The organism is Promicromonospora panici (assembly GCF_900608595.1).
Taxonomy (GTDB): domain Bacteria; phylum Actinomycetota; class Actinomycetes; order Actinomycetales; family Cellulomonadaceae; genus Promicromonospora; species Promicromonospora panici.
In genome coordinates, this window is the sequence record NZ_UWYY01000017.1 from 126580 (window position 1) to 151460 (window position 24881).

Here is a 24881-nt window from a genome sequence, read left to right on the forward strand (position 1 = left end):
AGCGCTACTGATCAATGTTCATGTAAGTGGCGAACTGGGGTTTGCGTGCCATCAAGTTACGGGCCTTCCGTGGCCGTTCCTTCGGTAGTTCCGGGGGTATGGACGAGCCAGGCGGGCAGCAGGGGGAGGGACCGCGTGGTCCACGGGCGTGATCGAGAGCTGCGGGTCATCGGGCACTTCGCGACCGATCTGGACCCGACGGTCCTGGTCGTGCGCGGGTTGACCGGGATCGGGAAGACCGCGACGGTGCTCCATGCGCTGAAGCAGGTCGGAGCCGGCAAGTCCGCGGTACGGGTGGTCCGGCCGTGCTCGCCACGGCCGTCCGCCCACGACCTGGACCACGGCCGGCGCATCGACCTGTCGGCCTGGTCGGTCCCGGACCATCTGGAGCACGACGCCGACTTCGACGCCGCGGGGTTCCTGCGCGCCGTCTCGGCGTGGGCCGGCGACGGCGCCTCCGGGCCGCGCGTCCTCTTCGTCGACGACGTCGGGGTGCTCACCGCCGAGCGGGCGCGCTGGCTCCAGCGCCTGGCGGACGAGGCCTACGGGCAGGACTGGCGGGTGATCGCCGCCGTGCGGAGCATCGCCGTCGAACCGCTCTCCGACGACGTCGAGGTGCTCGAGCTCGGCCCGCTCGACCGGATCTCGCTGCGCCACGTGCTCGACACGGAGCTGAGCGTCCCGGTGGCCGCCGACGTCGTCGAGCACCTGCGCTGGTGGAGCGCCGGCAACCCTCGCCTCGCGCTCGAGCTCGCGGGCACGCTGAGCACCGCCGAGCTGCGCGGGGACGCCTCCTGGGCGGGACCCGACACCGTCGGATCGGCTGCCCGGCGCGCCTACCGCGCGATGCTCGCGGGGCTCGACCCGGCGACGATGACCGCGCTCGCGACGGCGCCGCTGGGCGGACCCGGTCCGCTGGGCAGGCACGGCCCGGACCGCCGTGACGGCCGCACGGCCGTGCGGCATCCGCTGCTGGCCCTGCTGTGCCGTGAGGCGCGAGCGGCCGACGGGCCGGCGGACGGCCGCGAGGTCCCGCTCGTGGACGTCGAGACGGCCGGCGCCGGTCCAGCGGCGGGCATCCTGGACGGGCTGCACCTGGACGAGCTGCCGGCGCGCGCCTGGTCGGTGGTGGCTGCGACGCCCGACCCGCGCCTCGCCGCGCGCGCCGTCGGGGTGTCGCTGATGACCGGTCGCGCCTGGGTGGACCACGCGGACGGCCCGCTCGTGCCGGACGGGGTCGGCCTGGAGTGGACCGACCACCTGTGGTGGCGGGACCCGGTACATGTCGGTGCGGAGGCGCGCGCAGCAGGTGCACGGGTCGCGGAGATGCTGCTGCGCCTGGAGGACTCCGGCGACCTGCTCCACTCCGGCGCGCTCCGGGCCGATCTCCGCCTGCTCGGGCCGACGCCCGGCCAGGACTGGGTAGGCGTCGACATCCAGGTGCGTGCGCTGCTGATGCTGGGCGACGTGGTCGGCGCGCGCGGGCTCCTCGCCGACCACTCGGGCGCGACGTCGGACCGCACCGTGGCGGAGATCGTGGCGCGCGACCTCGCCGCCGCCCGGGTCGCCGCGTTCGACGGGCGGGCCGTCGACGTCCGGGCGCATCTCGCGCACGCGGCGGAGCTGCGCCCCTCGGTCGACGAGTGGCTGCCGGCACGCGGCATGCGGGCCTCGGCGGACGCCGTCGTCGACGGGACCGTCCCCGCGAGCACCATGCCGGCGCAGGCGGGCAGCTGGTCGGCGCGGGTGCTCGGCGAGTACGCCGCCGACCTCGGCGCCGCGCACCTCGTGGTCGGCCAGGCGGAAGGGGCGGTGGCGCTGCTGACCATCGCGCTCGAGCACTGCGCGTGGCCGTATCGCGGTCGGGTGCAGGTGCGGTGCGACCTCGTGGAGGCCGTCCTGGCCTCGGCGCCGGCCGACAAGGTCGGCCCGCGGGCCCAGCGGCTGCTCGAACCGGCGGTCGCGCCGGAGGAGCGGGCGGCCCCGGACGTCGCGGCGGCCTACTCCCGGCTCCGGGCGCTCCTGGCGGACGAAGGCACGCCGTCGGCCACCTTCGAGGCGGCGCTGCACGCGCCGCAGGCCCCGATGTCGCCGTGGCAGCGCGTGCGCATGCTGGTCGCCTACGGCCGGTACGCCGTGGCGCGCGGCGGGCGCGCGACGGGCAGGGCGATGCTCGACGAGGCCCGGACGCTGGTGCGCCTGGCAGGGATGGCCGGATGGCTGCGCGGCATCGACGCGTTCCTCGCGGAGGCGGACGCGAGCGGAGGTGCCGACCCCGAGTGGGAGGTGCTCGGCGGCCACGAGCGGGAGATGGTCCGGCTCGCAGTGCACGGCGCGACGAACTCGCAGATCGCCCAGGCGACTTTCGTGTCCGAGCGGACGGTCGTGAACCGGTTGCGCCGGGCGTACGCGACGCTCGGCATCCGGGACCGGAGGGACCTGGTCCGGCTCGCCGAGACCCGTCCGCCGGCCTGGCTCGTCCGCGGCTGACCGCTGCCGGAACGCAGGTTTTTCACCCGAAATTGCGGGTCTTTTTCAACCGGCATTTCGGACGACCTTCACTTCTCCCCGCCAATGTGCGTGCGGATGGCTTTAACACGCACCTGAGCGCCTCGAACGCACGGCAACTTGCGTTCCGTTGCGTCAGCGCACGATTACCGCTCTGCCTGGCAGGTCCCTGTGAACCACTGTTCGCTGAAGCCCGGGCACCGGTGTGTTCTACGCCACCGCCCCCAACCGATCCGGACGTGATCACGTACCGATCCGGACGTTTTTTTGAAGCGTGAATATGGAGGAGTGAGTTCTCTTGAACCGAACGCAAGTACCGTCCCGACGCCGGAGGGGAAGCGTCCCGTGGCGCCGGTCCCTGGCGACGGCCGCGGCAGCAGCAGTGGTGGTCACGACCACCGGACTGCCGGCGGTCGCAGTGGACAACTACCAGGACGAGCCGTCGGAGGCCGCTGCTGCGAGCGTCCTCGACTCGACGCTCTTCCAGGAGGCGCTGCTCGCAGCTGCCTACTCGGACGCAGACTCGGAGTCGAACCCCGGGCCGAACGAGGGCAACCTCAATGTCGAGCTGCTCGGCTCGGAGCTCGTCCGGATCGGTGACGTCGAGGTACCCCTCGACCAGATCATGGACTTCGGTCAGCTCGGTGCGCTGGCCAGCAAGAGCGAGGCGTCGTCCCCGGTCGACGCGTACGCGGTCTCCGGCCTGCTCGGCGCGGACGGCGGCGTGACCCTGGACGGCGAGACCGAGGACTTCGGCAAGGCGACCGTGGACGTCCTGTCCGCCGCGCGCCTGCTGGGCGTCGACGGCCTCACCGACCAGATCGTCGACCAGCTCCTGCTCGAGGCAGGTGCCGCCGCGGCCGAGGCCAAGGCCGAGGACGGCGTGATCCTGGACCAGGACGGCGTGGGTGGCTTCGGCCAGTACCGTGTTGCCGACCTGGACCTGTCCATGCACTCCCCGGTCATCGAGAACGCTGCCTCGTCGATCTACGACATCGGCGGCACCATCGACGGAGCCGTCGAGGACCTCGTCAACGAGAACCTCGACGACAGCGCGCTGACCGGTCTGTTCGACGCGGTCCCGGGTGTTCCGACGCCCTCGATCACCGTCGACAGCAACATGCAGGAGAACCTGTTCCAGTCCGTCGTGGGCGAGCCGATCACCTCGGCGAACCAGCTCATCACCATCGACCTGTCGACCGGTGAGCTGCAGATCCACCTCGACAAGCTGGTGGACAACCCCGACGAGACCGAGGGCGGCCTCAACGAGCTGCCCCCGAACTACGAGCTCATCGACGACACGACCTACCCGCTGATCGCGGAGACCGTGCACGAGCTGATGCAGGAAGTCACCCGCATCCTCATCGGTGCGATCGAGGACTCGCTGAACTCCGTCACGGTCAACATCGCCTTCTACGAGGAGGGCGCCCTGGGCACCCTCGACGTGTCGTGGTCGCTCCCGCTGGCGGACGCCGTGAACGGCGACTTCCCCGAGGCCGTCGACAACAGCACGGGCACCATGGCGCCGGTCGCCACGGTCCTGGTCAACACCATCAACACGGTCGGTCCGGCGCTCGCGCCGATCCTGGCCCCGGTGTACGACCTGCTGATCAGCGACGAGGGTGACAACATCTTCGAGCTGCTGATCAACGACCTCAAGACGGACTCCATCACCACGCCGATCCGCGAGATGCTCTCGCCGGTCTTCGACGTGCTGGCGAAGGTCCTGTCGATCCAGATCAACCGCCAGGTCACCGAGACCTCCGTGTCCCCGACCTCCACCGAGGCCGAGGCTGCCGAGGTCGTCACCTCGCTCGATCTGTCGGCGCTGAGCATCGCCCTGCTGCCGGACAACGAGGTGGCTCGCGTCAACCTGGGCAACGCCGCCGTGCGCATCTCTCCGGACGGCGATGGCGGCCCGGGCGAGATCGACCCGTCACTGACGGTCAACCCCGAGTCGGTCGCTCCCGGTCAGTCGACCATCGCGACGGGCGAGGGCTACACCCCGGACTCGACGGCCACCGTTCAGCTGGAGGACCCCGAGGGCAACCCCGTGGGTGACGCCATCCAGGTCGAGACGGACGCGGACGGCTCGTTCACGACTCCGGTCCCGGTTCCGGCCGACGCCGAGCTGGGCGACTACACGGTCGTTGGCACCGACGACACGACAGGCGAGGCCGCCGAGGCTCCGCTGGCCGTGGTCGCCGGTTCCGACATCTGCGCCATGGACCCGACCCTGACGGTCGAGCCGGGCTCTGCCTACCCGGGCGACACCGTCTCGGTCGTGGGCCAGGGCTTCCCGGCCGGCGTCCCGGTCGTCGTTCAGCTGCGCGACGCCGAGGGCAACGCGGTCGGCGAGCCGATCACGGTCACCCCGGACGAGGCCTGCGGCTTCATCACGGACCTGACGGTCCCGGAGGACGCCGAGCCCGGCGACCACGTCGTCGAGGCCCAGCCCGAGGACGGCAGCGAGGGTGCCGAGGCACCGCTCGAGATCCTCGACCCGGGCACCAACCCCCCGGGTGAGTGCACCGACCCGGCCATCACCGCCGACCCGGTCTCGGTCGAGGCCGGCGACGAGGTCATGATCACCGGTACCGGCTTCCCGGCCGGCGCGACGGTCACCGTGCAGCTCTTCGACACCGAGGGCAACGAGATCGGTGACCCCGTCACCGTGACGGTCGGCGACGACTGCGGCTTCGAGACCCCGATCACGGTGCCCGAGGGCACCCCGCCGGGCGTCATCATCGTGGACGCGCAGCCGGACGACGGCAGCGAGGGCGCGCAGACGCCCATCGTCGTCACCGAGAGCTTCGCTGGTGGCGAGCGCGACCTGACGGCGCGCTTCGAGAAGCCGTCCGTCGAGCAGGGCGGGGAGCAGACCTTCTACGCCTCGGGCTTCGACGCCGGCGAGCCCGTCGTCGCGGTCATCAACTCGACCGCCTTCGCACTGCCCGAGCAGGAGGCCGACGCGGACGGCAACGTCCAGTGGACCTTCACGGTCGACGAGCGTATCGACGTCGGTCGCCACCAGGGCATCGCCGTCAGCACGGTCGCGGGCGACTCGGCCATGGCCACCTTCGACGTCGTCGCGCCCTCGCTCAGCGGTGGTGGCGACGGTGACGGTGACGCCGGTGCGGGTGCCGGTGACGGCGACGGCGGTCCGCTCGCCAACACGGGTGCGAACGTGACGGCTCTGATCGCCGCCACGGTGCTGCTGCTCGGCGCCGGTGCGGTCATGATCAAGCGTCGTCGCGAGATCAGTGCGGCCTTCGCTACCGCGATGGGCCGGTTCTCGGACGACAAGCCTGCCGTCTGATGAGCTGAGTCTCTGACGCAGGAAGCAAGTGTCTGACGCAGTAAGACCGGCCCGGTGCGACGTCGTCGCACCGGGCCGGTCCTGTGCTGGGAATGGCCCGTCCAGGGCCGGAGCGTGAAACCAAGGGGGAGTTGTGCCTGAACTGTCGTCGAGGCGGAGGGCGGTGCCGACGATCATCGCGGCAGCGGCCATCGTCGCGCTCGTCGTGGCCGCGATCCTGGTCGTGGAACAAGCAGTACCCGCAGCGCCGGCTCCGCGCGGAGACGAGTCGACGACGTCGAGCGGCGTGGACCTGGACTGTGCGGAGAACGACCCGATCACGCAGGAGCTGCTCAGCGGTTCCATGTGGTCCATGTGCTGGCGGGTGGACGCTAGCCGGGGGCTGGTGCTCGAGGACGTGCACTTCACACCCGCCGGGCACCGGCCGGTGCAGGTGCTCGCCGAGCTGTCGATCGGGCAGCTGGAGGTGCCGTACGACACCGGCCTGCGCAACACGGAGGACATCACCACCCAGGGCTTCGGTGGCAGCCACATGATGACCCTCACCGAGACGGAGTGCCTGGGCGAGCGTCTCGACACGTACGTGCCGAAGATCGGCGACGGCTCGATGGGCGGCGGCGGTGAGCAGCGCGCGGTCCTGTGCCAGGAGGTGGTCGACGGCGGCATCGCGTACCGCAGCGACGACGGCAGCGGGGCCGAGGTGGCCCGGCGCACGGACCTCCGGCTCGCAACGATCTCGAAGGTGGGCTGGTACGAGTACGTCAGCCAGTACACGTTCGGCGGCGACGGCAGCATCCGGTCCGACCTCGGCGCCACCGGTGACCTCTCGCCCGAGGACTACGGGGACGACCCGGCCCACGGCTGGCCCGTCGGCCCCGGGGACACCGACTACGCGACCAGCCACTCGCACAACGCGGTGTGGCGGGTGCACTGGGCGCTCGGCGGGCAGGGCGGCCAGGTGGTGGAGCAGTACGACGCCGAGCCGACCGGCGAGCAGGGCCCGCGGTCGCCGCTCGTCTCCGGCGGGCTCACCCCGATCTCGCGCGAGGGCACCGCGGAGGCCGCGGACCGGCGCTGGTGGCGCGTGGTCAACCCCGACGTGCTGAACGAGGACGGGCACGAGATCTCCTACCAGGTGGACCTCGGCGCGACGACGCCGTTCGAGCTCACCCAGGACGACCATCACGACGACGGCGACCGGGCCGGCTACACCGTCGCGTTCACCGAGGCGGACGACTGCCAGCTGTTCGCCACGGCGAACAAGGAGGGCAGGTGCGGATCGGGCGTGCTCGACTTCGCGCAGGACGAGGCGGAGCTGTCCGACGTCGTCACCTGGGTGGCCGTCGGGTTCCACCACGTCGCGCGCGACGAGGACCAGAGCCCCATGGAGATGCACTGGCAGGGCTTCACCCTGACCCCGCGTGACCTGACGGCCCAGCGTGTCGATCCGCCGTCGGCCCGCGAGGACGTGAACGGGAAGCCCGCCCAGGTGCCCTGAGGCGCCCTCGCCCGCTCAGGGCTTCCGCGCCTCCACGAGCGTGCGGCGGCTGTGGCAGACGAACGAGCCGTGCTCCGCGATGTGGGTACGCAGCGCCTGGAGGCGGTCGCGGTACTTCTCGACCGAGAAGTCGGGCACCGTCCACAGGACCTTGCGCAGGAAATGCACGACGGCCGCCAGGTCGAAGAATTCGACCTTCGTGAGCTTGTCCCGCAGCAGCACCATCTCCAGGCCGACGCCGGCCACCCGCTCGCGGACCTGGTCCAGGTACTCGGCGTCCCGGTCCTCCTGCGGCCCCATGAGGAACTCGTAGAGCGCGCGGTTCGAACCCGCGCCGACCTCCTGGACCAGCAGCGTCCCGCCGGGTGCCAGGACCCGTGCCGCCTCCGCGTACGGGAACGAGACCGGGTGGCGGCTCGTGACCAGGCCGAACGTGCCGTCGTCGTAGGGGAGCGGGGCGATGGCGTCGTCGACCAGGGTGACGACCCCGCCGAACGGCTCCAGCACCGCCGAGGCGATCGCATGGTTGGGCGCCCAGCCCTCGGTGGCCCGCACCGTGCCCGGTACGCGGGCGGCCAGCCCGAGTGCCTCCGCGAAGACCTCGCCGCCGCCCGTGTCGACGTCGAGCACCGCATCGACCCGGCCCAGGTGCTCGCCGCACAGCCGGACGTAGCCCCAGCCGGGGCGTTCCTCGGTGGCCCGGCCGTCGAACCACGAGAAGTCCCAGCCGTCGGTCGGGACGGCCAGGCCCTCGGCGATCTCCTCGTCGAACGTCATACGTCGAAACTATCCCCGGGAATCCCCCACCCACCAGCGCATATCCCCCGAACGGGGGAGGGGGCGGGCACCCGGCGGGCGGGAGTGTGCAGGCATACGGCACGACCGACCGAAGGGAACCGTCATGCATCGCCTCACCCGCGCCACGCTCCTCGGCGCCACCATCGCGAGCTGCGTCACCGCGCTGCTCGGCCTCGCCTGGACCACCGGGTTCTGGCCGAACCTCTACGTCGACCCTGAGCGCGCTCTCCTGGCCCGCTTCGCCGGGCCGGACGTCGCCGCGACCGTTCACACGGTCGCTGCCCTGGTCGGTGTCGCGACCGGGATCGCCGCGCTGGCCGGGGCACTGGGCACCCGCGGCCGCATCTGGGCCGCCGCGCTGCAGCTCCTCGTGTTCGGCCTGGTGCTGCAGAGCGGAGGCACCCTGTCCACCGCCGGCTATCTCGTCGCGGCGGCGATGCCGGTCGTCGTCGTGGTGCTCCTCGTCCAGGTGGTGCGCCGGTACCGGGTGCTGCGCTGGGCCGTCGGCGTGCCCGGCCTGGCGGCGCTCGCGATCGGCGGCTTCCTCGCACGGGACGCCATCGCCGAGATCGGCGTCAACCTCGGCACCGGGTTCGCCACCTACGGCACCGGCCTCCTGACCTCGCTGCTGTTCATCGCGGTCGGGAGCCTCTGGGCGACCGTCGGGATCCAGGCACTGTCCGAGACCCCGGCCCTGGACCGGGCCACCGCGTGGGTGCTGCGCCACCGCCGCGCGATCACCATCGTGGCCGCGACCGGGCCTCTGCCGTACGCCCTGGTCCGGCTCACCTGGCTCACCCCCTGGCCGCATCTCGGGGACGGCCTGGACCTGTCGACCAGGATCTGGGGCCTGGCCCTGTCCAGCGGTGCCTGGCTCGGTGTCTTCCTCACGATCGGCCTGATCCGGCCCTGGGGCGAGGTGTTCCCCCGGTGGATGCCGGGCCTCGCCGGCCGCCGCGTGCCGATCGCCGCTGCCGCCGTACCCGGCGGCATGATCGCCGTGACGCTGATCTTCACCGCCGTCCCCATGCTGATTATGTTCAGCGAGGAGGGTTTGGTCGCCGGCCTGCTGGGCGCCCTCACCTTCCCGTGCTGGTACTGGGGACCGGCCCTGGCGCTCGCGGTCTGGGGCTACGTGGCGCACCGGATCCAGACCGCCCCCCAGCCCGAGGGTGACCCGGCGCGAAGCACCGTGACCCCCGTAGCGCCCTGACCCACCAAAACCCCTTTGTTGTGGGCGCGATCGTTGCGCTTATCTGCCCGTTGTGGGCGCAACGATCGCGCCCACAACCAAGGGGTGGGTTGGCGGGTGGGGGTGGCTAGCAGAGAGGATGACGGCATGCAGGTGACGACGCGGCACCTCGCGCGGTATCTCGCCCGACGGTTCGCCTGGCACATGCTGGGCGCGGCGATCGGGCTGGCCCTCGCGCTGCTCGTGTACGCGCTGCTGGACACCTCGGTCACGGGACTGCCCGGCTGGGCGGTGGCGGCCGTGGCGGTCGCCGCCGCAGCAGGGCTGGGCCTCGTCCCCGGGGCACGGGAGCTCGAGGTCACGGCTGCCCGTGCCCTGCTGGACGTGGACGACGAGCTGCTGGTCCCCGCCGACCCCCGGCTCGCCCACCGCGTCCGGACCGCGGCCTGGGTGGTGCTGCACCTGTTCACGGGCATGCTCGTGGGCTTCTGCCTGTTCGCCATGGTCCCCGGGACCGTGCTGGTCGGCGTCGAGGCGGTGGCCGGGCGCTCGTTCGGGTCCGGGATCCCGGTGCCGGCCGGTCCTGTCGAGGTCGCCGTGCGCCTGGGGGCCTGCGCCGTCGTCGGGCTGGCGGCGCTCGTGGCGACCTGGCCCCTGGGAGCGGCGGCCGCCGCGCTCGCGGGCCGGGTGCTCGGCCCCACCTCGCACGACCGGCTGGAGACCGCGCTGGCCCGCGCCCGCCGCGAGGCCGAGCACACCCGCCTGGCCCGCGAGCTGCACGACGGCATCGGCCACGCGCTCACCGTCGTCAGCGTGCAGGCGGCCGCCGGCCGGCGCGTCGTCGCAGCCGACCCGGACGCGGCGGCCGACGCCCTGAGCGCCATCGAGGACACCGCCCGGTCGGCGCTCGCCGAGCTCGACCAGCTCCTGGCGGTCCTGCGGGACGACGCCGACGACAGCACACCGACGGCCCTCGCGCCCGCGCTGGACGACGTCGTCTCCGCGCACCGCCGCGCGGGGCTGGACCTGAGCGCCCGGATCGACCTGCCCGCGGGGCTGCCGGCCCTGCTCAGCCGGACCGTGCAACGCATAGTCACCGAGGCGCTCACCAACGCCCACCGCCACGGTGCCCCCGGGCCCGTGGGGCTCGTCGTGGGGCATGACGGCGACGAGGTGCGGATCGAGGTGGTCAACCCGGTCCGCGCGGGCGCGCGCCCGCGCCGTCGTCCCTCGGGGGGCCGCGGCCTGTCCGGCATCCGGGAGCGGGTGGCTCTCTTCGGCGGCACCGCGGACGCGGGGGCCGACGGCGACCGCTGGGTACTTCGTACGACGCTGCCCTATCGGAAGGATCTCGATGCCTGACACCACGGTGCGCGTGCTCGTCGCCGATGACGAGCCGCTCGTCCGCAGCGGCCTGCGCCTCATCCTGGACGCCGAGCCCGACCTGGAGGTGGTCGGGGAGGCGGGCGACGGCGCGCAGGCGGTAGAGCTGACGCGCGCGCTGCGGCCCCACGTCGTCTGCATGGACGTGCGGATGCCGGGCGTCGACGGCCTGCGTGCGACCGAGCTCGTGCTGCGGCTGCCGGACCCGCCCCGGGTGCTCGTGGTGACGACGTTCGAGCACGACGGCTACGTGCTCGACGCGCTCACCGCCGGCGCCTCGGGATTCCTGCTCAAGCGTGCGGGCGCCGACGAGATGGTGCAGGCGGTCCGGACCGTCGCCGTCGGACAGAGCCTGCTGTACCCGCAGGCGCTGCGGGACCTGGTCCGGACCCGACCGCGCGCCATTGCCGGGGCGCCGGTGCTGACCCCGCGCGAGCGAGAGGTGCTGGCGCTGGTGGCGCAGGGGATGACGAACGCGGAGATCGCGACGGCGCTCGTGGTCGGGGTCGAGACCGTGCGCACCCACGTGGCGTCCGTGCTGGCGAAGCTGCAGGCTCGGGACCGGACCCAGGCCGTGGTGCTGGGGTACCGGGCGGGGCTGGTCGAGCTGTAACCCGCTCCGGGGCGCCGTCGGTCCCGGTCAGTCCCGGGGGAGGACCATCTCGACCTGGTCCGGGAACGGCGGGAACTCCGACGGCTGGCTGCGGCCCGTGCGGCGCCAGCCGAGGTGCTCGTAGAAACCCATCGCCTGGTCGTTGTCGGCGAGGCACCAGAGCCGGGGGTCGCTCATCTCCGCGACCGCCGCGTCCATGGCGGCGCGGGCGAGGCCGGCGCCCCAGCGGGACGGGTGCACGGCCAGGTGCCGCAGCAGCCGCTCGTCGTGCGCGACGAAGCAGGCCAGCCGCCCGCCGTCGACATCGTCGTCCAGGACCAGCACGCGGACGCCGGGCTCGGTGAGCGCCGCCTCCCACTTGGCCCGGACCTCGTCGGCGGGGAAGGGGTACATGCCCGGCGGGAAGATATGGCCCAGGGCCGCGATCCCGGCGGCGCGCTCGACGTCGAGGAGCGCCTGAGCGTCCTCGAGCGTCGCCTGCCGAAACCGGGTCGGGTCCATGGGCCCAGCGTAGGCCCAGCGGGTGCCCGGGGCACGGGCGCTGCGGCGCCGGATCCGACAGGGTGAAAATCGGTCTGCAACATTCTCGCGAAGTGCTGTGACCTCAGTGCGGTTCGAGCGTCAAGGCTGCATGACAGATACAGCATTCAGCGCAGTGATGTCCCGCCTGTCGGCGCTCGACACGCTCTCGCTGCGAGTGAGTCAGGACTGGCTCGCGTTCGGCCTCGATCGGGTGGACGTGCTGGTCATCGACATTCTGACGGTCAGCGAGCTCACAGCCATGCCGCTGGTGAGCAGGCACAAGCTGGCCCCGGAATATCCGGACCCCGGCCGGGAGCTGGGCCTGACCAAGGTCTGGACCGGCTGGCTGGGGGACGCTTCGGACGTGGTGCCCGTCGCGATGCGGCTGACGCTCGCCCCGGGCGACGGCTGAGGCGCCGGACGCCGCCGAGGCGGCGCCCGGAACGTCAGCGCGGCAGGTGCGCCTCGATCTCCTCGACGATCGCCGGGTCGTCGGGCAGGGTCTTCGGCGCGTACCTGCGCACGTCGCCGCCGGGCAGGACCAGGAACTTCTCGAAGTTCCAGCGGATCTTGCCCGAATGGCCCCCGGCGTCCTCAGTCTTCTTGAGCTCTTCGTACAGCGGATGCGCGTGTCGGCCGTTCAGCCTGATCTTGTCGAGCACGGGGAACGTGACGCCGTATGTCATGGAGCAGAACTCGGCGATCTTCTCGTTCGAGCTCAGCTCCTGCAGGAACTGGTTGCTGGGGAAGCCCAGCACCGTGAACCCACGGTCCTGGTACTTCTTCTGCAGCTTCTCCAGGGTCTCGTACTGCGGCGCCAGACCGCACCGCGAGGCCACGTTCACCACGAGCACGACGTCGTCCCTGTGCTCTGCCAGCGAGATCTCGGTGCCGTCCATCGTGTGGAATGGAATGTCGTAAAGGCCCATTCCCGCATCGTCCCACCTTTTTTGCACTCACTGCAAGGTTCAGGCGGGCTCCTTCACTGCGGCGGTTGTGGCGTTCGCCTCGCTCTCTGGCGCCTCGCCCTCAGGCGCGGAGGTGCCTTCCTCGACAGCGGGATCGTCGTCGCTCGCCGCCGGGACCGCCTTCGTCCCGTTGTACACGTCCCGGTCGATCTCGTCGCTCGCGCCGGCGACGAGCATCGCGACCAGAGTGTCCCCGTTGACGTTGAGGAACGTGCGGAAGATGCCCGTGAACCAGTCCACCGCGATGAGCAGCCCCACGGCCTCGAAGGGGAGGCCGAGCGACGTGGCGAGGAACATCGCCACGACGGGGAATCCGCCCGGCACAGTGATCGTGCCCATGTTGAGGAGCACGGCGAGCGCCATCCCCATGGCGATCTGCCCGGGCGTGAGGCTGACGGCGCCGGCCTGAGCGAGGAACAGCACGACGATCGTGTAGTTGAGGACTGCCCCGTACGAGCCCATCGTGAGGCCGACCGACAGGGTGAAGTTCGCGACGCGCTGGCTGATGCCGACCTTCTCGACCGCGTTGCGCAGCACCGTCGGGAACGTGACGGCGGAGCTCGTCGTCGTGACCGCGATGGCCGTCTGCTCCGCGAGCTTGCGCGGCAGCTTCCACGGGCTCAGCCGAGTGCGCAGCGCGACGATCGTGACGAACAGGAGCAGCAGGATGACCACGCCGAGCAGCGTCGTGCCGAGATAGCTGAGCGCCGTGGTCACGACGGCGAACCCGACGTCGCCGGCGAGCGCCGCCAGCAGGCAGAACACGCCGATGGGCGCGATGTACATGACGAACCGGATCATCGTGAGGACGATCTGCTGCACCTGGTCGAAGAACCCGAGCACGAGCCGGTTGCCGGTCGTGGCGACGTAGGCGTTGAGCGCGGCGCCGAACAGCAGCGAGAAGACGATGATCGGCACCATGTTCGCCGTCGACATCGCCTCGAAGATGTTGGTCGACACGAAGCCGAGCACGGTGTCCTGCCAGCTCGTAGGTTCCGGCGGGGCCAGTGCCGGGTCGAGCTCGCCGGCGAACACCATCCCAGCGCCGGGCCTGATGAGCTCGCTCAGGCCCCAGGCGAGCAGGGCCGCGACCACGGAGAACGAGATCATCCAGCCGAAGGTGCGCGCTGCGAGGCGGCCGGCGCCCTTGCCGCTCATGGAGCCGGTGGCGACGATCACCGAGGCCATGACGAGCGGCACTATCGACATCTGGATGAGGCGGACGAAGAGGTCGCCCACGAACTTCAGGTTGCTCGCCCATTCGCCGGCGACGAGGCCGAAGGCGATTCCGGCGATCGCCGCGATGCCGATCTGCAGGGCGGGGTTCTTCAGGGCCTTCACGGGTCCTCCTCGTGTGCCAGCACGACCGCACGGCCGTGCTGGGAAAACTAGGGGAGTGTCGTTAGGCCCATGAAGACTGCGCGTTGCATTCCTGTTTCATCTGGTGCGGGTTTTGACACGAATGTTTCGGGCACCGGCTCGCAGGCCGGCCCGGGTTAGGTTGACGGCGTGACCCACCCGCCGTCAGGTACCGGACGCCGGACCGGTCCCGTCAAGCACCGGCCCCCGCTGCCCGTGCGGGACGGGCTGAATCCCACCCGGCTCGTGCTGCCCCACGACCCCGACGTGGTGGCGCGGTTCCCGTTCGCGCTCGACTACCTGCTGGACCGCTTCCGCCACGACGAGGCCCGCCTGCGCCAGAAGCTCGCACTCGGCGAGATCGTCACGGGCGGCGGTGCGCCCCTCACGCCGACGACGCCGTACGAGCCGCGCGGCTTCCTCTACCTGTACCGCGACCCGCCCGCGCACGAGGACGAGATCCCGTTCGAGCCGGAGGTGCTGCACCGCGACGAGAACCTGCTGGTCGTGGACAAGCCGCACTTCCTCGCGACGATGCCGCGCGGCCGGTGGGTGCGCGAGACGGTCCTGGTCCGGCTCCGGACCGCCCTCGACCTGCCGGAGCTCTCACCGGCCCACCGGCTCGACCGCGGCACGGCCGGCGTGCTCGTCCTCACCGTGCGCCGGGAGGTACGGGGCGCGTACCAGGAGGCGTTCGCCCGCCGCGAGGTGCGCAAGGTCTACGAGGCGGTGGCACCGCTGCCGCCGTCGGGCAGCCTTTCGCCGTCGGGGAGCATGGTGCCCGACGGCGGCGCGTTCGCCCTGGGCGAGCCCCGCACCGTCCGCAGCCGCATCGTGAAGCGGCGCGGCGTGACCCGCGCCGAGGAGGTACCGGGCGAGCCCAACGCCGAGTCGCTCGTCAGCCTCACCGCGGCCGACGCGGCGCGCGGTCTGGGGCTCTACCGCCTCGAACCGCACACGGGGAAGACCCACCAGCTGCGCCTGCACATGGCGTCGCTCGGGCTGCCGATCCTGCACGACCCGTTCTGGCCCGAGCTCCGGGACACCGACCCCGACGACTTCGACCGCGCCCTGCAGCTCCTCGCGCGCTCCCTCGAGCTCACCGACCCGCTGTCGGGCCGCCTACGCCGCTTCGAGTCCCGGCGCGTGCTCAGCGCCTGGACCCGTCAGACACCCCGGTAGCTGTCAGACCCACAGGTCACCTGAGTGACTCGAGGGTCTGACACGTCCGGAGGGAACCGTCAGGTGCAAGAATCGGTGGGATGAGCACCACCCCCGACTATCCCGCCCGCGCGGTCGTTGATCTCGACGCGATCCGCGACAACGTGCGCGCCCTGCAGGCGACCGCCTCGACCGCCCAGGTCATGGCCGTCGTCAAGGCCGACGCGTACGGCCACGGGCTGGCGCCGGCGGCCCGGGCGGCGCTCGCGGGCGGCGCGACCTGGCTCGGCGCGGCACAGAGCGCGGAGGCGCTCGCCGTCCGCGCCGCCGTCGGGCGCGGACCGCGGGTGCTGACGTGGCTCTACGCGCCCGGCGCCCCCTTCGCCGAGCTGGTCCGGGAGGACATCGACGTCGCCGTCGCCGCCGCGTGGGCACTCGACGAGGTGGCCGACGGCGCCCGCGCCGGGGGCCGCGCCGCCCGCGTGCACCTCAAGGTCGACACCGGGCTGGGCCGCAACGGGATCACGCCCGAGGACCTGCCCGCCGTGCTCGACCGGGCCGCCGCGCTGCGGGCCGAGGGGGCACTGGCGATCGTCGGCCTGATGTCGCACTTCGCGATCGCCGACGAGCCGGACGACCCGTCGGTGAAGATGCAGCTCCACGCGTTCGAGGACACCCTGCGCGTCGTCGAGGCCGCCGGCATGCCCATCGAGGTGCGGCACATCGCCAACTCCGCGGCCACCCTGACCAACCGCGCGGCGCACTACGACCTGGTGCGGCCGGGCATCGCCGTCTACGGGCTGTCGCCGGTCCCGCACCTGGGTGCTCCGGGCGACTACGGGCTGCGCCCCGCGATGACGCTGGAGGCGCGGCTCGCCACGGTCAAACGGGTACCCGCGGGCCACGGCGTCTCCTACGGCCACTTCTACACCACCGCCCAGGACACCGTGCTCGGCGTGATCCCGCTCGGGTACGGGGACGGGATCCCGCGGCACGCGTCCGGCGGCTCGCTCGGCCCTGGCGGCCCCGTCCTCGTCGGCGGCGGCGTGGACGACGTCGCCGCACCCGGCACCGGGCTCGGCACCACCCGCGTGCTCCGCATCGCCGGCCGGGTGTGCATGGACCAGGTCATGATCGACCTCGGCCCGTACGCGTCGGAGCAGGCCGGCGACGTCGTCACGCTGTTCGGCGCGTCCGACGGGCTGGCCCGCGCCGGCGCGCCGAACGCCGAGGACTGGGCGCAGGCCGCCGGCACCATCAGCTACGAGATCGTGACGCGCCTCGGGGCGCGCGTGCCCCGCGTGTACGTCGGTACGGCAGGAAAGGAGACCGCGTGAGCGGCGCGACGAGAGGACAGAGCGACATCACGACCGCAGAGGTGGTGACACTGGAGCTGCCCGACGCCGATACGACGCGCACCCTCGGTGCCATCCTCGCCGAGGTGCTGCGCGCCGGGGACCTGGTGATCCTCACCGGCGACCTCGGCGCCGGCAAGACGACCCTCACGCAGGGGATCGGGGCGGCGCTGAACGTACGCGGCCAGGTCGCCTCGCCCACGTTCATCGTGGCGCGCGAGCACCCCGCGCTGCCCCGCCCCGACGGCACGTACGGCCCCGGCCTCGTGCACGTCGACGCCTACCGGCTCGGCGGGCTGAGCGAGCTCGACGCGCTCGACCTCGACTCGTCCCTCGAGGACTCCGTCACCGTCGTCGAGTGGGGCCGTGGCCTGGCGGAGGCGCTCGCGGACGACCGCCTGGAGATCGACCTGGAGCGCCCGCGCGGTGCGCCGTCGTTCGACCCCGGCGTCGCCGCCGAGGAGGACCCGGAGGCGGGGACGCGGAAGGCGACCATCCGCGCCGTCGGCCAGCGGTGGGCCGGTGTGGACCTGGGGTCCCACCTGGGTCGCGTCGCGAATTAGGCTGTTCACGTGGCCGTTCTCGCTCTTGACACCTCAGCAGCCGTCGCAGTCTCGCTCGTCGACGAGGACGGTGCGCGCCTCGCGTCCCGCACCTCGGACGAGCGCCGCCGGCACGCCGAGTCGCTCGCGCCCCTGATCACCGAGGTCCTGGACGAGGCGGGCATCGATCGCGCCGACCTGACCGCCGTCGTCGCAGGGACCGGGCCCGCCCCGTTCACCGGCCTGCGCGTCGGGCTGGTCACGGCCCGGACGCTCGCGCTCACGCTCGGCATCCCCGTGCTGGGCGTGCCGAGCCTCGACGCGCTGGCCGTCCAGGCCGTCAGCGACCTCGGGCTCCGGCCGGGCGCCGAGATCCTCGCGACGTCGGACGCCCGCCGCAAGGAGGTCTACTGGGCGCGCTACCGCGTGATCGCGCACGAGGGCCCGCACGGCTTCCCGGTGGTGGAGCCGCTCGCGGGGCCCGACGTCGACCGGGCCGGGTTCGTCGCGCAGGCCCAGCTCGTCGCGACCGAGGCCGCCGAAGGACAGCTGCCCGTCGTGATCGGCGAGGGCGCGATGCTCTACCCCGACTTCCTGCCCGTGGCCGACGACGCCCCGCTGATCCCCGACGCGACGGTCCTGGCCCGGCTGGCGCTCGTGCGCCGCGCCGCCGGCGAGGACCAGCCGTCCGAGCCGCTGTACCTGCGGCGTCCGGACGTGCATGAGCCGGCTCGGGCCTCGACGGCCGCTTCCGCCGCCGGGGGTGTCGCGTGATCACGGAGGTGCGGCTCCGCCCGCTGCGCAACGCCGACTTCGACCGCGTGCTGGAGATGGAGCGCCAGCTCTTCGGCCGGGGCGCCTGGACGTACGGGATGCTCGCCGACGAGCTCGCCGGGCTCGGCCGCTGGTACATCGTGGCGGAGCCGGAGCGGCTCGACGCCGCCGGCCCGCAGCCCGTCATCGGCTACGCGGGCCTGTGGTTCGACGGCGACGTCACGCAGGTCATGACGATCGGCGTCGACCCCCACTGCCAGCGGCACGGCGTGGGCAGGCAGCTCATGGCCGCGCTGATCGAGCGCTCCCGCAAGCTCAAGGCCGAGGCCGTGCTGCTGGAGGTGCGGGTAGACAACGACGCCGCGATCGCGCTGTACGCGGAGTTCGGGTTCCAGATTCTCGGCGTCCGCAAGCGCTACTACCAGCCCGAGGACAAGGACGCGTACACGATGCGCCTGGAGCTCGCCGAGCTGGAGGCCGTCCAGGACGCGCCGGCCACTCCGGACGACCCGAACGACGAGGCGGGGGACGCGGCCTGAGGCCGTCGAAGCTACCTGCGCGAACCTGCTAAACCTGCTGATCCGAGCCTCGGACCAGTAGGTTTCGCTTGGTCGCCGATATGAATTGGTCGCAGATGATGAGGGGTACTACCGCATGAGGGAACGAGTTCTGGTCGACGCCGCCGCGCTGGCGGCGGACCTGCAGATCGGCGAGGGAACCGATCCCGTCGAGGGGCGCCCCGTCGTCCTCGACGTGCGGTGGGCGCTCGGCATGACCGACGGCTACGACCGGTACCGCGCCGGCCACATACCCGGCGCCGTGTACGTCGACCTGGAGACCGAGCTCGCCGCACATGGTTCTCCGGAGGAAGGGCGCCACCCGCTGCCCTCGGCGTCGGCGTTCCAGCAGGCCGCGCGCCGCTGGGGCGTCTCGGCGGACTCGCGCGTCGTCGTCTACGACTCCGTCGGCGGGACCTCTGCCGCGCGCGCCTGGTGGCTGCTGCGCTACTTCGGCGCGCCGGACGTACGCATCCTCGACGGCGGCCTCGCCGCCTGGACCGCGGAAGGTCTGGCCGTCGAACCGGGTGACGTGACGCCCGAGCCGGGCGACCTCGACGTGCGTCCGGGCGGGATGCCCGTCGTGGACGCGGACGAGGCCGCCGCCCTGGCCGACGGCGACGGCATGCTCCTGGATGCGCGCGCCGCCGAGCGCTATCGCGGCGAGGTGGAACCCGTCGACCCGCAGGCCGGGCACATCCCGGGCGCGGCCAGCGCGCCGACCACGGAGAACCTGCGGGCGGACGGGCGCTTCCTGTCGACTGCTGACCTGCGGCGTCGGTTCGGCGACCTGGGGGTCTTGACGGGCTCGGCCGGCGGGAGCGCCGTCGGCGTGTACTGCGGTTCGGGTGTCACGGCGTCGCACGAGGTGGCCGCGCTCGCTGTCGCCGGCGTGGATGCCGCGCTGTACCCGGGCTCGTGGTCGCAGTGGTCGAACGACCCGGCGCGCGAGGTCGCAACCGGGGCGTGACCGACGCCGTCAGACGGGGTGCTGTCAGACGGTGATGGTCGTGAGCGGCATCGATGAGTCGACCGGGATGTCCAGGGCGCTCGGCGCGACCCCGGCACGCACGACGGCGGAGCCCAGCGCCGCGATCATCGCCCCGTTGTCGGTGCAGTAGCGGATCGGGGGGATCCGCAGGTCGATCCCGGCCTCGGCGCAGCGCTTGGCCGCCATCTCGCGCAGCTGGCTGTTGGCCGAGAACCCGCCGCCGATCACCAGCGTGTCGACGCCGTGCTTGTGGCAGGCGGCGATGGTCTTGGCGGTGAGGACGTCGGCGACGGCCTCGGCGAACGACGCCGCGACGTCGTGCACGGGGATCTCCTGCCCGACGTCGGTGCGGGCCTCGACCCAGCGGGCGACCGCCGTCTTGAGGCCGGAGAACGAGAAGTCGTACGCGTGCTTGGCCTGGTCCTTCGCCGCGGTGAGGCCGCGCGGGAACCGGATGGCCGTGGGGTCGCCCTCGCGGGCGAGCCGGTCGATGTGCGGGCCGCCGGGGTACGGGAGCCCGAGCAGGCGGCCGACCTTGTCGAAGGCCTCGCCCGCGGCGTCGTCCAGGGTGGAGCCGAGCTCCGTGACGTCGGTGGCGATGTCGTCGACCAGGAGCAGCGAGCTGTGGCCGCCGCTCACCACGAGCGCCATCGCCCGTTCCGGCAGGGGTCCGTCGACGAGCTGGTCCACGCACGCGTGACCGATCACGTGGTTCACGCCGTACAGCGGCTTGTTCAGGCCGATCGACAAGGCCTTGGCGGCGGATGCGCCGATCGTGAGCGGCCCCACCAGGCCGGGTCCGGCGGTCACGGCTATCGCGTCGACCTCGGACAGGTCGACGTCGGCCTCACCGAGCGCCTTCTGGATCGTGGGGATCATCGCCTCGAGGTGGGCGCGGCTGGCGACCTCGGGAATGATGCCGCCGTAGCGGGCGTGCTCCTCCATCGAGCTGGCTACCGCGTCGACCAGCAGCTCGTTTCCGCGGACCAGCGCGACGCCGGTCTCGTCGCACGAGGTCTCGATGCCGAGGACCAGGGGATCTGCCATGGGCTCCAGCCTAGTTGGTCGCCGGTGCTTGGCCGGATTGTCGGCGTGGCTGTGGCCAGGCTCATAGTTGAATCTGGAACAATCGCCCGGAACAACCTTGTTGACGGCGGCATGACTGAGACTCTTGAGGCTTCGCGCCTCGCCATCGACGACGCGACCGCCGACCGTCTGTTCCGCACGGCGCGCACCGTGACGACGTTCGCCGAGTCCGACGTGACCGACGAGCAGCTCGCCGCGGTGTACGACCTCATCAAGTGGGGCCCGACGATGATGAACACGAGCCCGCTGCGCGTGCTCGTCGTCCGCACCCCCGAGGCCCGGCAGCGCCTCGTCGCCAACGCGCCCGAGGGCAACCAGGAGCGCATCGCGAAGGCGCCGGTCACCCTCGTGCTCGCGTCCGACCCCGACTTCCACGAGCGCCTCGACGTGCTGGTTCCGCACATGCCGGGCGCGCGCGAGATGTTCGCCGGTGACGCCGAGGGGCGCGCTGAGGCAGCGCGAACGAGCGCCCTGCTCCAGGCCGGGTATCTCATCGTCGGTCTGCGGGCCGCCGGCCTGGCAGCAGGCCCCGTGCACGGGATCTACGACGGGATCGACGCCGAGTTCTTCGCCGAGAACGGCTGGAAGAGCTTCCTCGTCGTCAACGTCAGCGCGGCCGAGGGCGCCGACACCACCCGCCCGCGCGCCCCGCGTCTGAACTTCGAGGACGCGGCACAGATCGTCTGACGCCTTGGTTGTGGGCGTGATCGTTGCGTCTACGCGCCCGTTTTAGGCGCAACGATCACCCCCACAACCAAGAAGGTCAAAGGGGGTGGCCCTGGCGCATCTCCTGCACCATCGCGCGGACCACCGCGACCAGGTCGCCGTCGTGCGCCGCCGCTACCGCCTGCTGCCGCTGGTAGGAGGCCCCGCCGCGGACGATGTCCCGTACCCCGGCCAGCTCCGCGGCGCAGCCGAGCCGCTGCGCGACGGGCTCCAGCTCGACCAGCAGCTTGCCGATCGCGTCAGCGACCGGCCCCTGGTTGCCGTCGGCGTCCAGGATCACCGTGGCGTCGAGCCCGTAGCGCGCCGAGCGGAACTTGTTCTCCTCCACGAACCACGGCGGCAGCTCCGGCAGGGTCCGGCCCTGGTCCAGCTGGGTGGACAGGTGCTCCACGAGGCAGTGCACGAGCGCGGCCAGCCGGAGCGCCTCCGTGAGGTTGGTCGGGCCGTCGCAGACGCGGACCTCGAGCGTGCCGAACTTCGGCGACGGGCGCACGTCCCAGTGGACCTCGTTGAACGCCTCGACGGCGCCGACGTGCAGCATGTCGCCCGCGTACGCCTCGAGCTCCTGCCAGGTCTGGAAAGCGACCGGCAGCCCGGAGCTCGGGATCTGCTGGAACAGCATCGACCGGTTGGACGCGTACCCCGTGCGCTGGCCGGCCCAGTACGGCGACCCCGCAGACAGCGCCTGCAGGTGCGGGAAGTAGGTGAGCATCGCGCGCATCAGCGGCAGTGCCTTGTCCCGATGCTCGACGCCGACGTGGACGTGCAGGCCCCAGATGATCAGCTGCGCGCCCCAGACCCCGGTGCGCTCGCGGATGCGGGCGTAGCGCTCCTTGTCGCCCACCAGCTGGTCGGCCGCTCGCGCGAACGGGTGCGTCCCGCCGCCCATCAGGTCGAGGCCCATGGGGTCGGTCACGGCCCGCACCCGGTCGAGGAGGCGGGTCAGGTCCGCCCCCGCGTCGCCCACGGTCCGGCTGACACCGGTGACCAGCTCGACGGTGTTCTTCATGAACTCGCCGGTGACGTGCGGAACATAGCCCGCCGCATCGTCCCGCGGGGCAGCGGCGGCGTCGCGCGCGACGGCGTCGAGCACCTCCGGCCCGGACTGGGAGAGGTTCGCGCTATCGGACTCGACGAGTCCGATCTCCCACTCGAGGCCCACGGTGGAGCGTGGAGATTTGCCGAATCCGAGCCGGGCCGGCGAGCTCATACGGGTCCCAGTGGTTCGACGAGGAGCACCTGTTGGTTGCCTGCCACGCGTGTGAGCACGATCGTCGCCTCCTCGGTCCCCGTGAGCACGAGCTGCTTGCGAAGTTGTTCAGGCACCACGGCGGTGCCGCGCTTCTTGATCGTGATCCGCCCGACGTTCCGGTCCCGCAGGTACGACCGGAGCCGCTTCAGGCCGAACGGCATGGTGTCGAGCACCCGGTAGCCGGTGGCGATCGGGGCCTGTGCCCCAGCGGTCTCCACCGGGCGGGCCGGAGGCAGGTCGGCGGGGTCGTCGGTGGTGACGTACGCGATGGTCGGGTCGACGAGGCGTCCGCCCAGCTCGGCGGCAGCCTGGCCCACCAGGCCGGCGCGGATGACGGCTCCGTCAGGTTCGTAGAGATACTGCCCGACGGCGCCGACGTCCGGCGCGCCGTCGTCGCCCCGGACCGTGCGGCTGAGCGTGTGCTCCTTGCCGTCGTCGTCGGTGAAGGTGCGCAGCACGAGCGCCGAGCGGCCGGGGCCGTCGGGCGCGAGCGGGCCGAACCAGAGACCGGCCTCGACCACGTCGCCGTTGACGGAGACCCACTGCGTCTCGGCGTCGTCGGGCAGCCCGTCGTGCGCGATGCCGGGCCCCACCTTGATGCCGACGGCGGGCACCGTCTCGCGCAGCGCCCAGACGGCGTCGAGCGGCGGTTCGTAGGCCCGCGGGTCGAAGACCCGGCGGCTCCGGCCGCCCGAGCCACCGCTCACGCGGCGCGCCGGGTCGGCGTAGACGCCCTCGATGCCCTCGGCGCGCAGGTCGAGCGACAACCCGTCGGCGTGCCGCACGTCCGCCTCGGGGAAGTGGCGCAGGTTCCACTGCGCGATGGCGGCGGTGCACTCGTCCAGATCGGTCGCCAGGACGCGGAGCCCGGTCCCGGCAAAGGCCAGGGAGTCGGCGCCGATGCCGCAGGTCAGGTCGGCGAGCGCGGTGACGCCCGCCTCCAGGTAGCGGCGGGCGTGCAGGGCGGCGACGAGGAGCCGGGTGGCCTGCTCCAGGCCGTCCGCGGTGAAGAGCATCCCGTCGGCGAAGTCGCCGAACTTGTTCCGCGCCCGGGCGCGCAGCCGGGACTGGGTCACCACGGCGGCCGCGAGGTCCGGTGCGATGCCCTTGGCGCGTAGAGTCGTCACGGTCTTCATCGCGTGCCGCTCGTCGTAGGGCGGCAGGGCGCCAAGCAGGGCCCAGCCGTCTGGGCTGAGCAGTTTGCTCAGAATCGCCGCATCCATGGGAAGATCTTTCCACGTATGTCCTGGTCGTGACGAGTGGCTCGACGGAACCTTTTCGTGGGGATGGCGAGATTCCGGTGCGCGGGCCTCGGATCCGGCGTCCGCCGCGTGACCAGGTTCACGCCATTGGCACTCGCCTTGACCGAGTGCTAGTGCCGACCTAGATTTGGGGTTGTCCACCGCCGCGGGACCCGGTCCCCGGGGCCTGCGTCGGAGGGCCCAGACGTTCGTGCCCGCCGGCACCCGCGACGACGGCGGACCGTCGAACGTTCGAGCCACTCAGTCCACCACGAAGCAGATCTCTCGATCCGCTCATGAAAGAGGAGGTCCGACGTGTCGGTCCCCATCAAGCCGCTCGAGGACCGGATCGTCGTCAAGGCTCTCGAAGCCGAGACCACGACCGCTTCCGGCCTGGTCATCCCGGACACCGCCAAGGAGAAGCCCCAGGAGGGCGAGGTTCTGGCCATCGGCCAGGGCCGCATCGACGACAACGGCAACCGTGTGCCGCTGGACGTCGCCGTCGGTGACAAGGTGATCTACTCCAAGTACGGCGGCACCGAGGTCAAGTACGCGGGTGAGGACTACCTGATCCTCTCGGCCCGCGACGTCCTCGCCGTGGTCGCGAGCTGATTTCAGCTCGCGCCAGGTAGAAGACGAGGGCCCCGCACCACATGGTGCGGGGCCCTTGCCGTTCCCGCCTACTTCGGCGCTGGAAGTTGTTCAGGCCGAGACGGACTTGCCGGCGAGAATCGCCGACCGTTCGTCCTCGCTGAGCCCGCCCCAGACGCCATACGGCTCACGGACGCGGAGCGACTGCTCGCGGCACTGCATCATCACGGGGCAGGAGCGGCAGATCGCCTTGGCGGCCTCTGCACGCCGCCGGCGGGTCGACCCGCGCTCGCCTTCGGGGTGGAAGAACAGGGTGTCGTCCGCGTCGCGGCACGCTCCCTGGTACTGCCATTCCCACAGTTCCATCACCGGACCGGGAAGCCTCGAGATCTCCGTCATGGCGAACAACCTACAAGTTGTGCAGAAGTTGTTCAAGGGGCAATTT

The 24881-nt window shown here is 72.0% G+C and carries 23 protein-coding genes; 15 read left to right on the top strand and 8 right to left on the bottom strand.

The window, feature by feature from the left end; translation table 11 throughout:
• Positions 1 to 135 precede the first annotated feature (135 nt).
• The 3 genes from EW117_RS20290 (at position 136) to EW117_RS20300 (ending at position 7325) form a co-directional block, all read left to right on the top strand.
• Positions 136 to 2490, top strand: a complete 2355-nt coding sequence (locus EW117_RS20290) for a helix-turn-helix transcriptional regulator (protein ID WP_129788510.1) — start codon at positions 136 to 138, stop codon at positions 2488 to 2490.
• Between the two features lie 403 nt (positions 2491 to 2893).
• Positions 2894 to 5827, top strand: a complete 2934-nt coding sequence (locus EW117_RS20295) for a choice-of-anchor G family protein (RefSeq protein WP_165362791.1) — start codon at positions 2894 to 2896, stop codon at positions 5825 to 5827.
• A 163-nt stretch (positions 5828 to 5990) separates the two neighbouring features.
• Positions 5991 to 7325: a copper amine oxidase gene (locus tag EW117_RS20300; protein ID WP_242504404.1), complete on the top strand. Its 1335-nt coding sequence runs from the start codon at positions 5991 to 5993 to the stop codon at positions 7323 to 7325.
• A gap of 15 nt (positions 7326 to 7340) precedes the next feature.
• On the opposite strand, the gene EW117_RS20305 is transcribed toward EW117_RS20300, so the two are convergent.
• On the bottom strand, positions 7341 to 8102 hold the full coding sequence (locus EW117_RS20305; RefSeq protein ID WP_129788513.1) for a class I SAM-dependent methyltransferase: 762 nt from the start codon (positions 8100 to 8102) through the stop codon (positions 7341 to 7343).
• A 124-nt stretch (positions 8103 to 8226) separates the two neighbouring features.
• Here EW117_RS20305 and EW117_RS20310 point away from each other — a divergent pair, with 124 nt between their 5' ends.
• The 3 genes from EW117_RS20310 to EW117_RS20320 all read left to right on the top strand — a co-directional run bounded on the left by EW117_RS20310 (position 8227) and on the right by EW117_RS20320 (position 11311).
• On the top strand, positions 8227 to 9336 hold the full coding sequence (locus EW117_RS20310; protein ID WP_129788514.1) for a hypothetical protein: 1110 nt from the start codon (positions 8227 to 8229) through the stop codon (positions 9334 to 9336).
• A gap of 126 nt (positions 9337 to 9462) precedes the next feature.
• Positions 9463 to 10677: a sensor histidine kinase gene (locus tag EW117_RS20315; RefSeq protein WP_129788515.1), complete on the top strand. Its 1215-nt coding sequence runs from the start codon at positions 9463 to 9465 to the stop codon at positions 10675 to 10677.
• Positions 10670 to 11311, top strand: coding sequence for a response regulator (locus EW117_RS20320; protein WP_129788516.1), 642 nt, complete (start codon positions 10670 to 10672; stop codon positions 11309 to 11311). The genes EW117_RS20315 and EW117_RS20320 overlap by 8 nt, the downstream gene beginning before the upstream one ends.
• A 27-nt stretch (positions 11312 to 11338) precedes the next feature.
• Here EW117_RS20320 and EW117_RS20325 read toward each other — a convergent pair whose 3' ends face one another.
• On the bottom strand, positions 11339 to 11812 hold the full coding sequence (locus EW117_RS20325) for a GNAT family N-acetyltransferase (RefSeq protein ID WP_129788517.1): 474 nt from the start codon (positions 11810 to 11812) through the stop codon (positions 11339 to 11341).
• 130 nt (positions 11813 to 11942) lie between these two features.
• On the opposite strand from EW117_RS20325, the gene EW117_RS20330 reads away from it, so the two are divergent.
• Positions 11943 to 12245, top strand: a complete 303-nt coding sequence (locus EW117_RS20330; RefSeq protein ID WP_129788518.1) for a hypothetical protein — start codon at positions 11943 to 11945, stop codon at positions 12243 to 12245.
• A gap of 34 nt (positions 12246 to 12279) precedes the next feature.
• On the opposite strand, the gene EW117_RS20335 is transcribed toward EW117_RS20330, so the two are convergent.
• The gene (locus EW117_RS20335) at positions 12280 to 12762 is read right to left on the bottom strand and encodes a glutathione peroxidase (RefSeq protein ID WP_129788519.1); all 483 of its coding nucleotides are present in this window, start codon (positions 12760 to 12762) and stop codon (positions 12280 to 12282) included.
• A 39-nt stretch (positions 12763 to 12801) separates the two neighbouring features.
• Positions 12802 to 14142, bottom strand: a complete 1341-nt coding sequence (locus tag EW117_RS20340; protein WP_129788520.1) for a dicarboxylate/amino acid:cation symporter — start codon at positions 14140 to 14142, stop codon at positions 12802 to 12804.
• A gap of 168 nt (positions 14143 to 14310) precedes the next feature.
• Here EW117_RS20340 and EW117_RS20345 point away from each other — a divergent pair, with 168 nt between their 5' ends.
• From EW117_RS20345 to EW117_RS20370, 6 genes are all read left to right on the top strand, one after another.
• Positions 14311 to 15342 carry a pseudouridine synthase gene (locus EW117_RS20345; RefSeq protein ID WP_129788521.1) on the top strand — a complete coding sequence of 344 codons (1032 nt, stop codon included), beginning with the start codon at positions 14311 to 14313 and terminating at the stop codon, positions 15340 to 15342.
• An 80-nt stretch (positions 15343 to 15422) separates the two neighbouring features.
• Positions 15423 to 16658 carry an alanine racemase gene (alr, locus tag EW117_RS20350; protein WP_129788522.1) on the top strand — a complete coding sequence of 412 codons (1236 nt, stop codon included), beginning with the start codon at positions 15423 to 15425 and terminating at the stop codon, positions 16656 to 16658.
• Positions 16655 to 17239, top strand: coding sequence for a tRNA (adenosine(37)-N6)-threonylcarbamoyltransferase complex ATPase subunit type 1 TsaE (gene tsaE, locus EW117_RS20355; protein ID WP_242504406.1), 585 nt, complete (start codon positions 16655 to 16657; stop codon positions 17237 to 17239). Before alr ends, tsaE begins: the two co-directional genes overlap by 4 nt.
• A 9-nt stretch (positions 17240 to 17248) precedes the next feature.
• Positions 17249 to 17992, top strand: coding sequence for a tRNA (adenosine(37)-N6)-threonylcarbamoyltransferase complex dimerization subunit type 1 TsaB (gene tsaB / locus EW117_RS20360; RefSeq protein ID WP_129788523.1), 744 nt, complete (start codon positions 17249 to 17251; stop codon positions 17990 to 17992).
• On the top strand, positions 17989 to 18531 hold the full coding sequence (gene rimI, locus EW117_RS20365) for a ribosomal protein S18-alanine N-acetyltransferase (protein WP_129788524.1): 543 nt from the start codon (positions 17989 to 17991) through the stop codon (positions 18529 to 18531). The genes tsaB and rimI overlap by 4 nt, the downstream gene beginning before the upstream one ends.
• A 115-nt stretch (positions 18532 to 18646) precedes the next feature.
• On the top strand, positions 18647 to 19519 hold the full coding sequence (locus EW117_RS20370; RefSeq protein ID WP_129788525.1) for a sulfurtransferase: 873 nt from the start codon (positions 18647 to 18649) through the stop codon (positions 19517 to 19519).
• 24 nt (positions 19520 to 19543) lie between these two features.
• On the opposite strand, the gene tsaD is transcribed toward EW117_RS20370, so the two are convergent.
• Positions 19544 to 20587 (bottom strand): tRNA (adenosine(37)-N6)-threonylcarbamoyltransferase complex transferase subunit TsaD, encoded by a 1044-nt coding sequence (gene tsaD, locus EW117_RS20375; RefSeq protein WP_129788526.1) that lies wholly within the window; start codon positions 20585 to 20587, stop codon positions 19544 to 19546.
• 111 nt (positions 20588 to 20698) lie between these two features.
• On the opposite strand from tsaD, the gene EW117_RS20380 reads away from it, so the two are divergent.
• Positions 20699 to 21313, top strand: a complete 615-nt coding sequence (locus EW117_RS20380; protein ID WP_129788527.1) for a malonic semialdehyde reductase — start codon at positions 20699 to 20701, stop codon at positions 21311 to 21313.
• A gap of 76 nt (positions 21314 to 21389) precedes the next feature.
• On the opposite strand, the gene EW117_RS20385 is transcribed toward EW117_RS20380, so the two are convergent.
• A complete protein-coding gene (locus EW117_RS20385; RefSeq protein WP_129788528.1) occupies positions 21390 to 22562 on the bottom strand; it encodes a glutamate--cysteine ligase in 1173 nt (390 codons plus the stop codon).
• Positions 22559 to 23827, bottom strand: coding sequence for a class I SAM-dependent methyltransferase (locus tag EW117_RS20390; RefSeq protein ID WP_129788529.1), 1269 nt, complete (start codon positions 23825 to 23827; stop codon positions 22559 to 22561). Before EW117_RS20390 ends, EW117_RS20385 begins: the two co-directional genes overlap by 4 nt.
• A 333-nt stretch (positions 23828 to 24160) precedes the next feature.
• Between EW117_RS20390 and groES the strand changes: the two genes are divergently transcribed.
• Positions 24161 to 24457, top strand: coding sequence for a co-chaperone GroES (groES, locus tag EW117_RS20395; RefSeq protein WP_129788530.1), 297 nt, complete (start codon positions 24161 to 24163; stop codon positions 24455 to 24457).
• 90 nt (positions 24458 to 24547) lie between these two features.
• Here the strand turns inward: groES and EW117_RS20400 are convergent, their stop codons facing one another.
• Entirely contained in the window at positions 24548 to 24835 is a 288-nt protein-coding gene (locus tag EW117_RS20400; RefSeq protein WP_020016179.1) for a WhiB family transcriptional regulator, read from the bottom strand.
• Between the last annotated feature and the right edge of the window lie 46 nt (positions 24836 to 24881).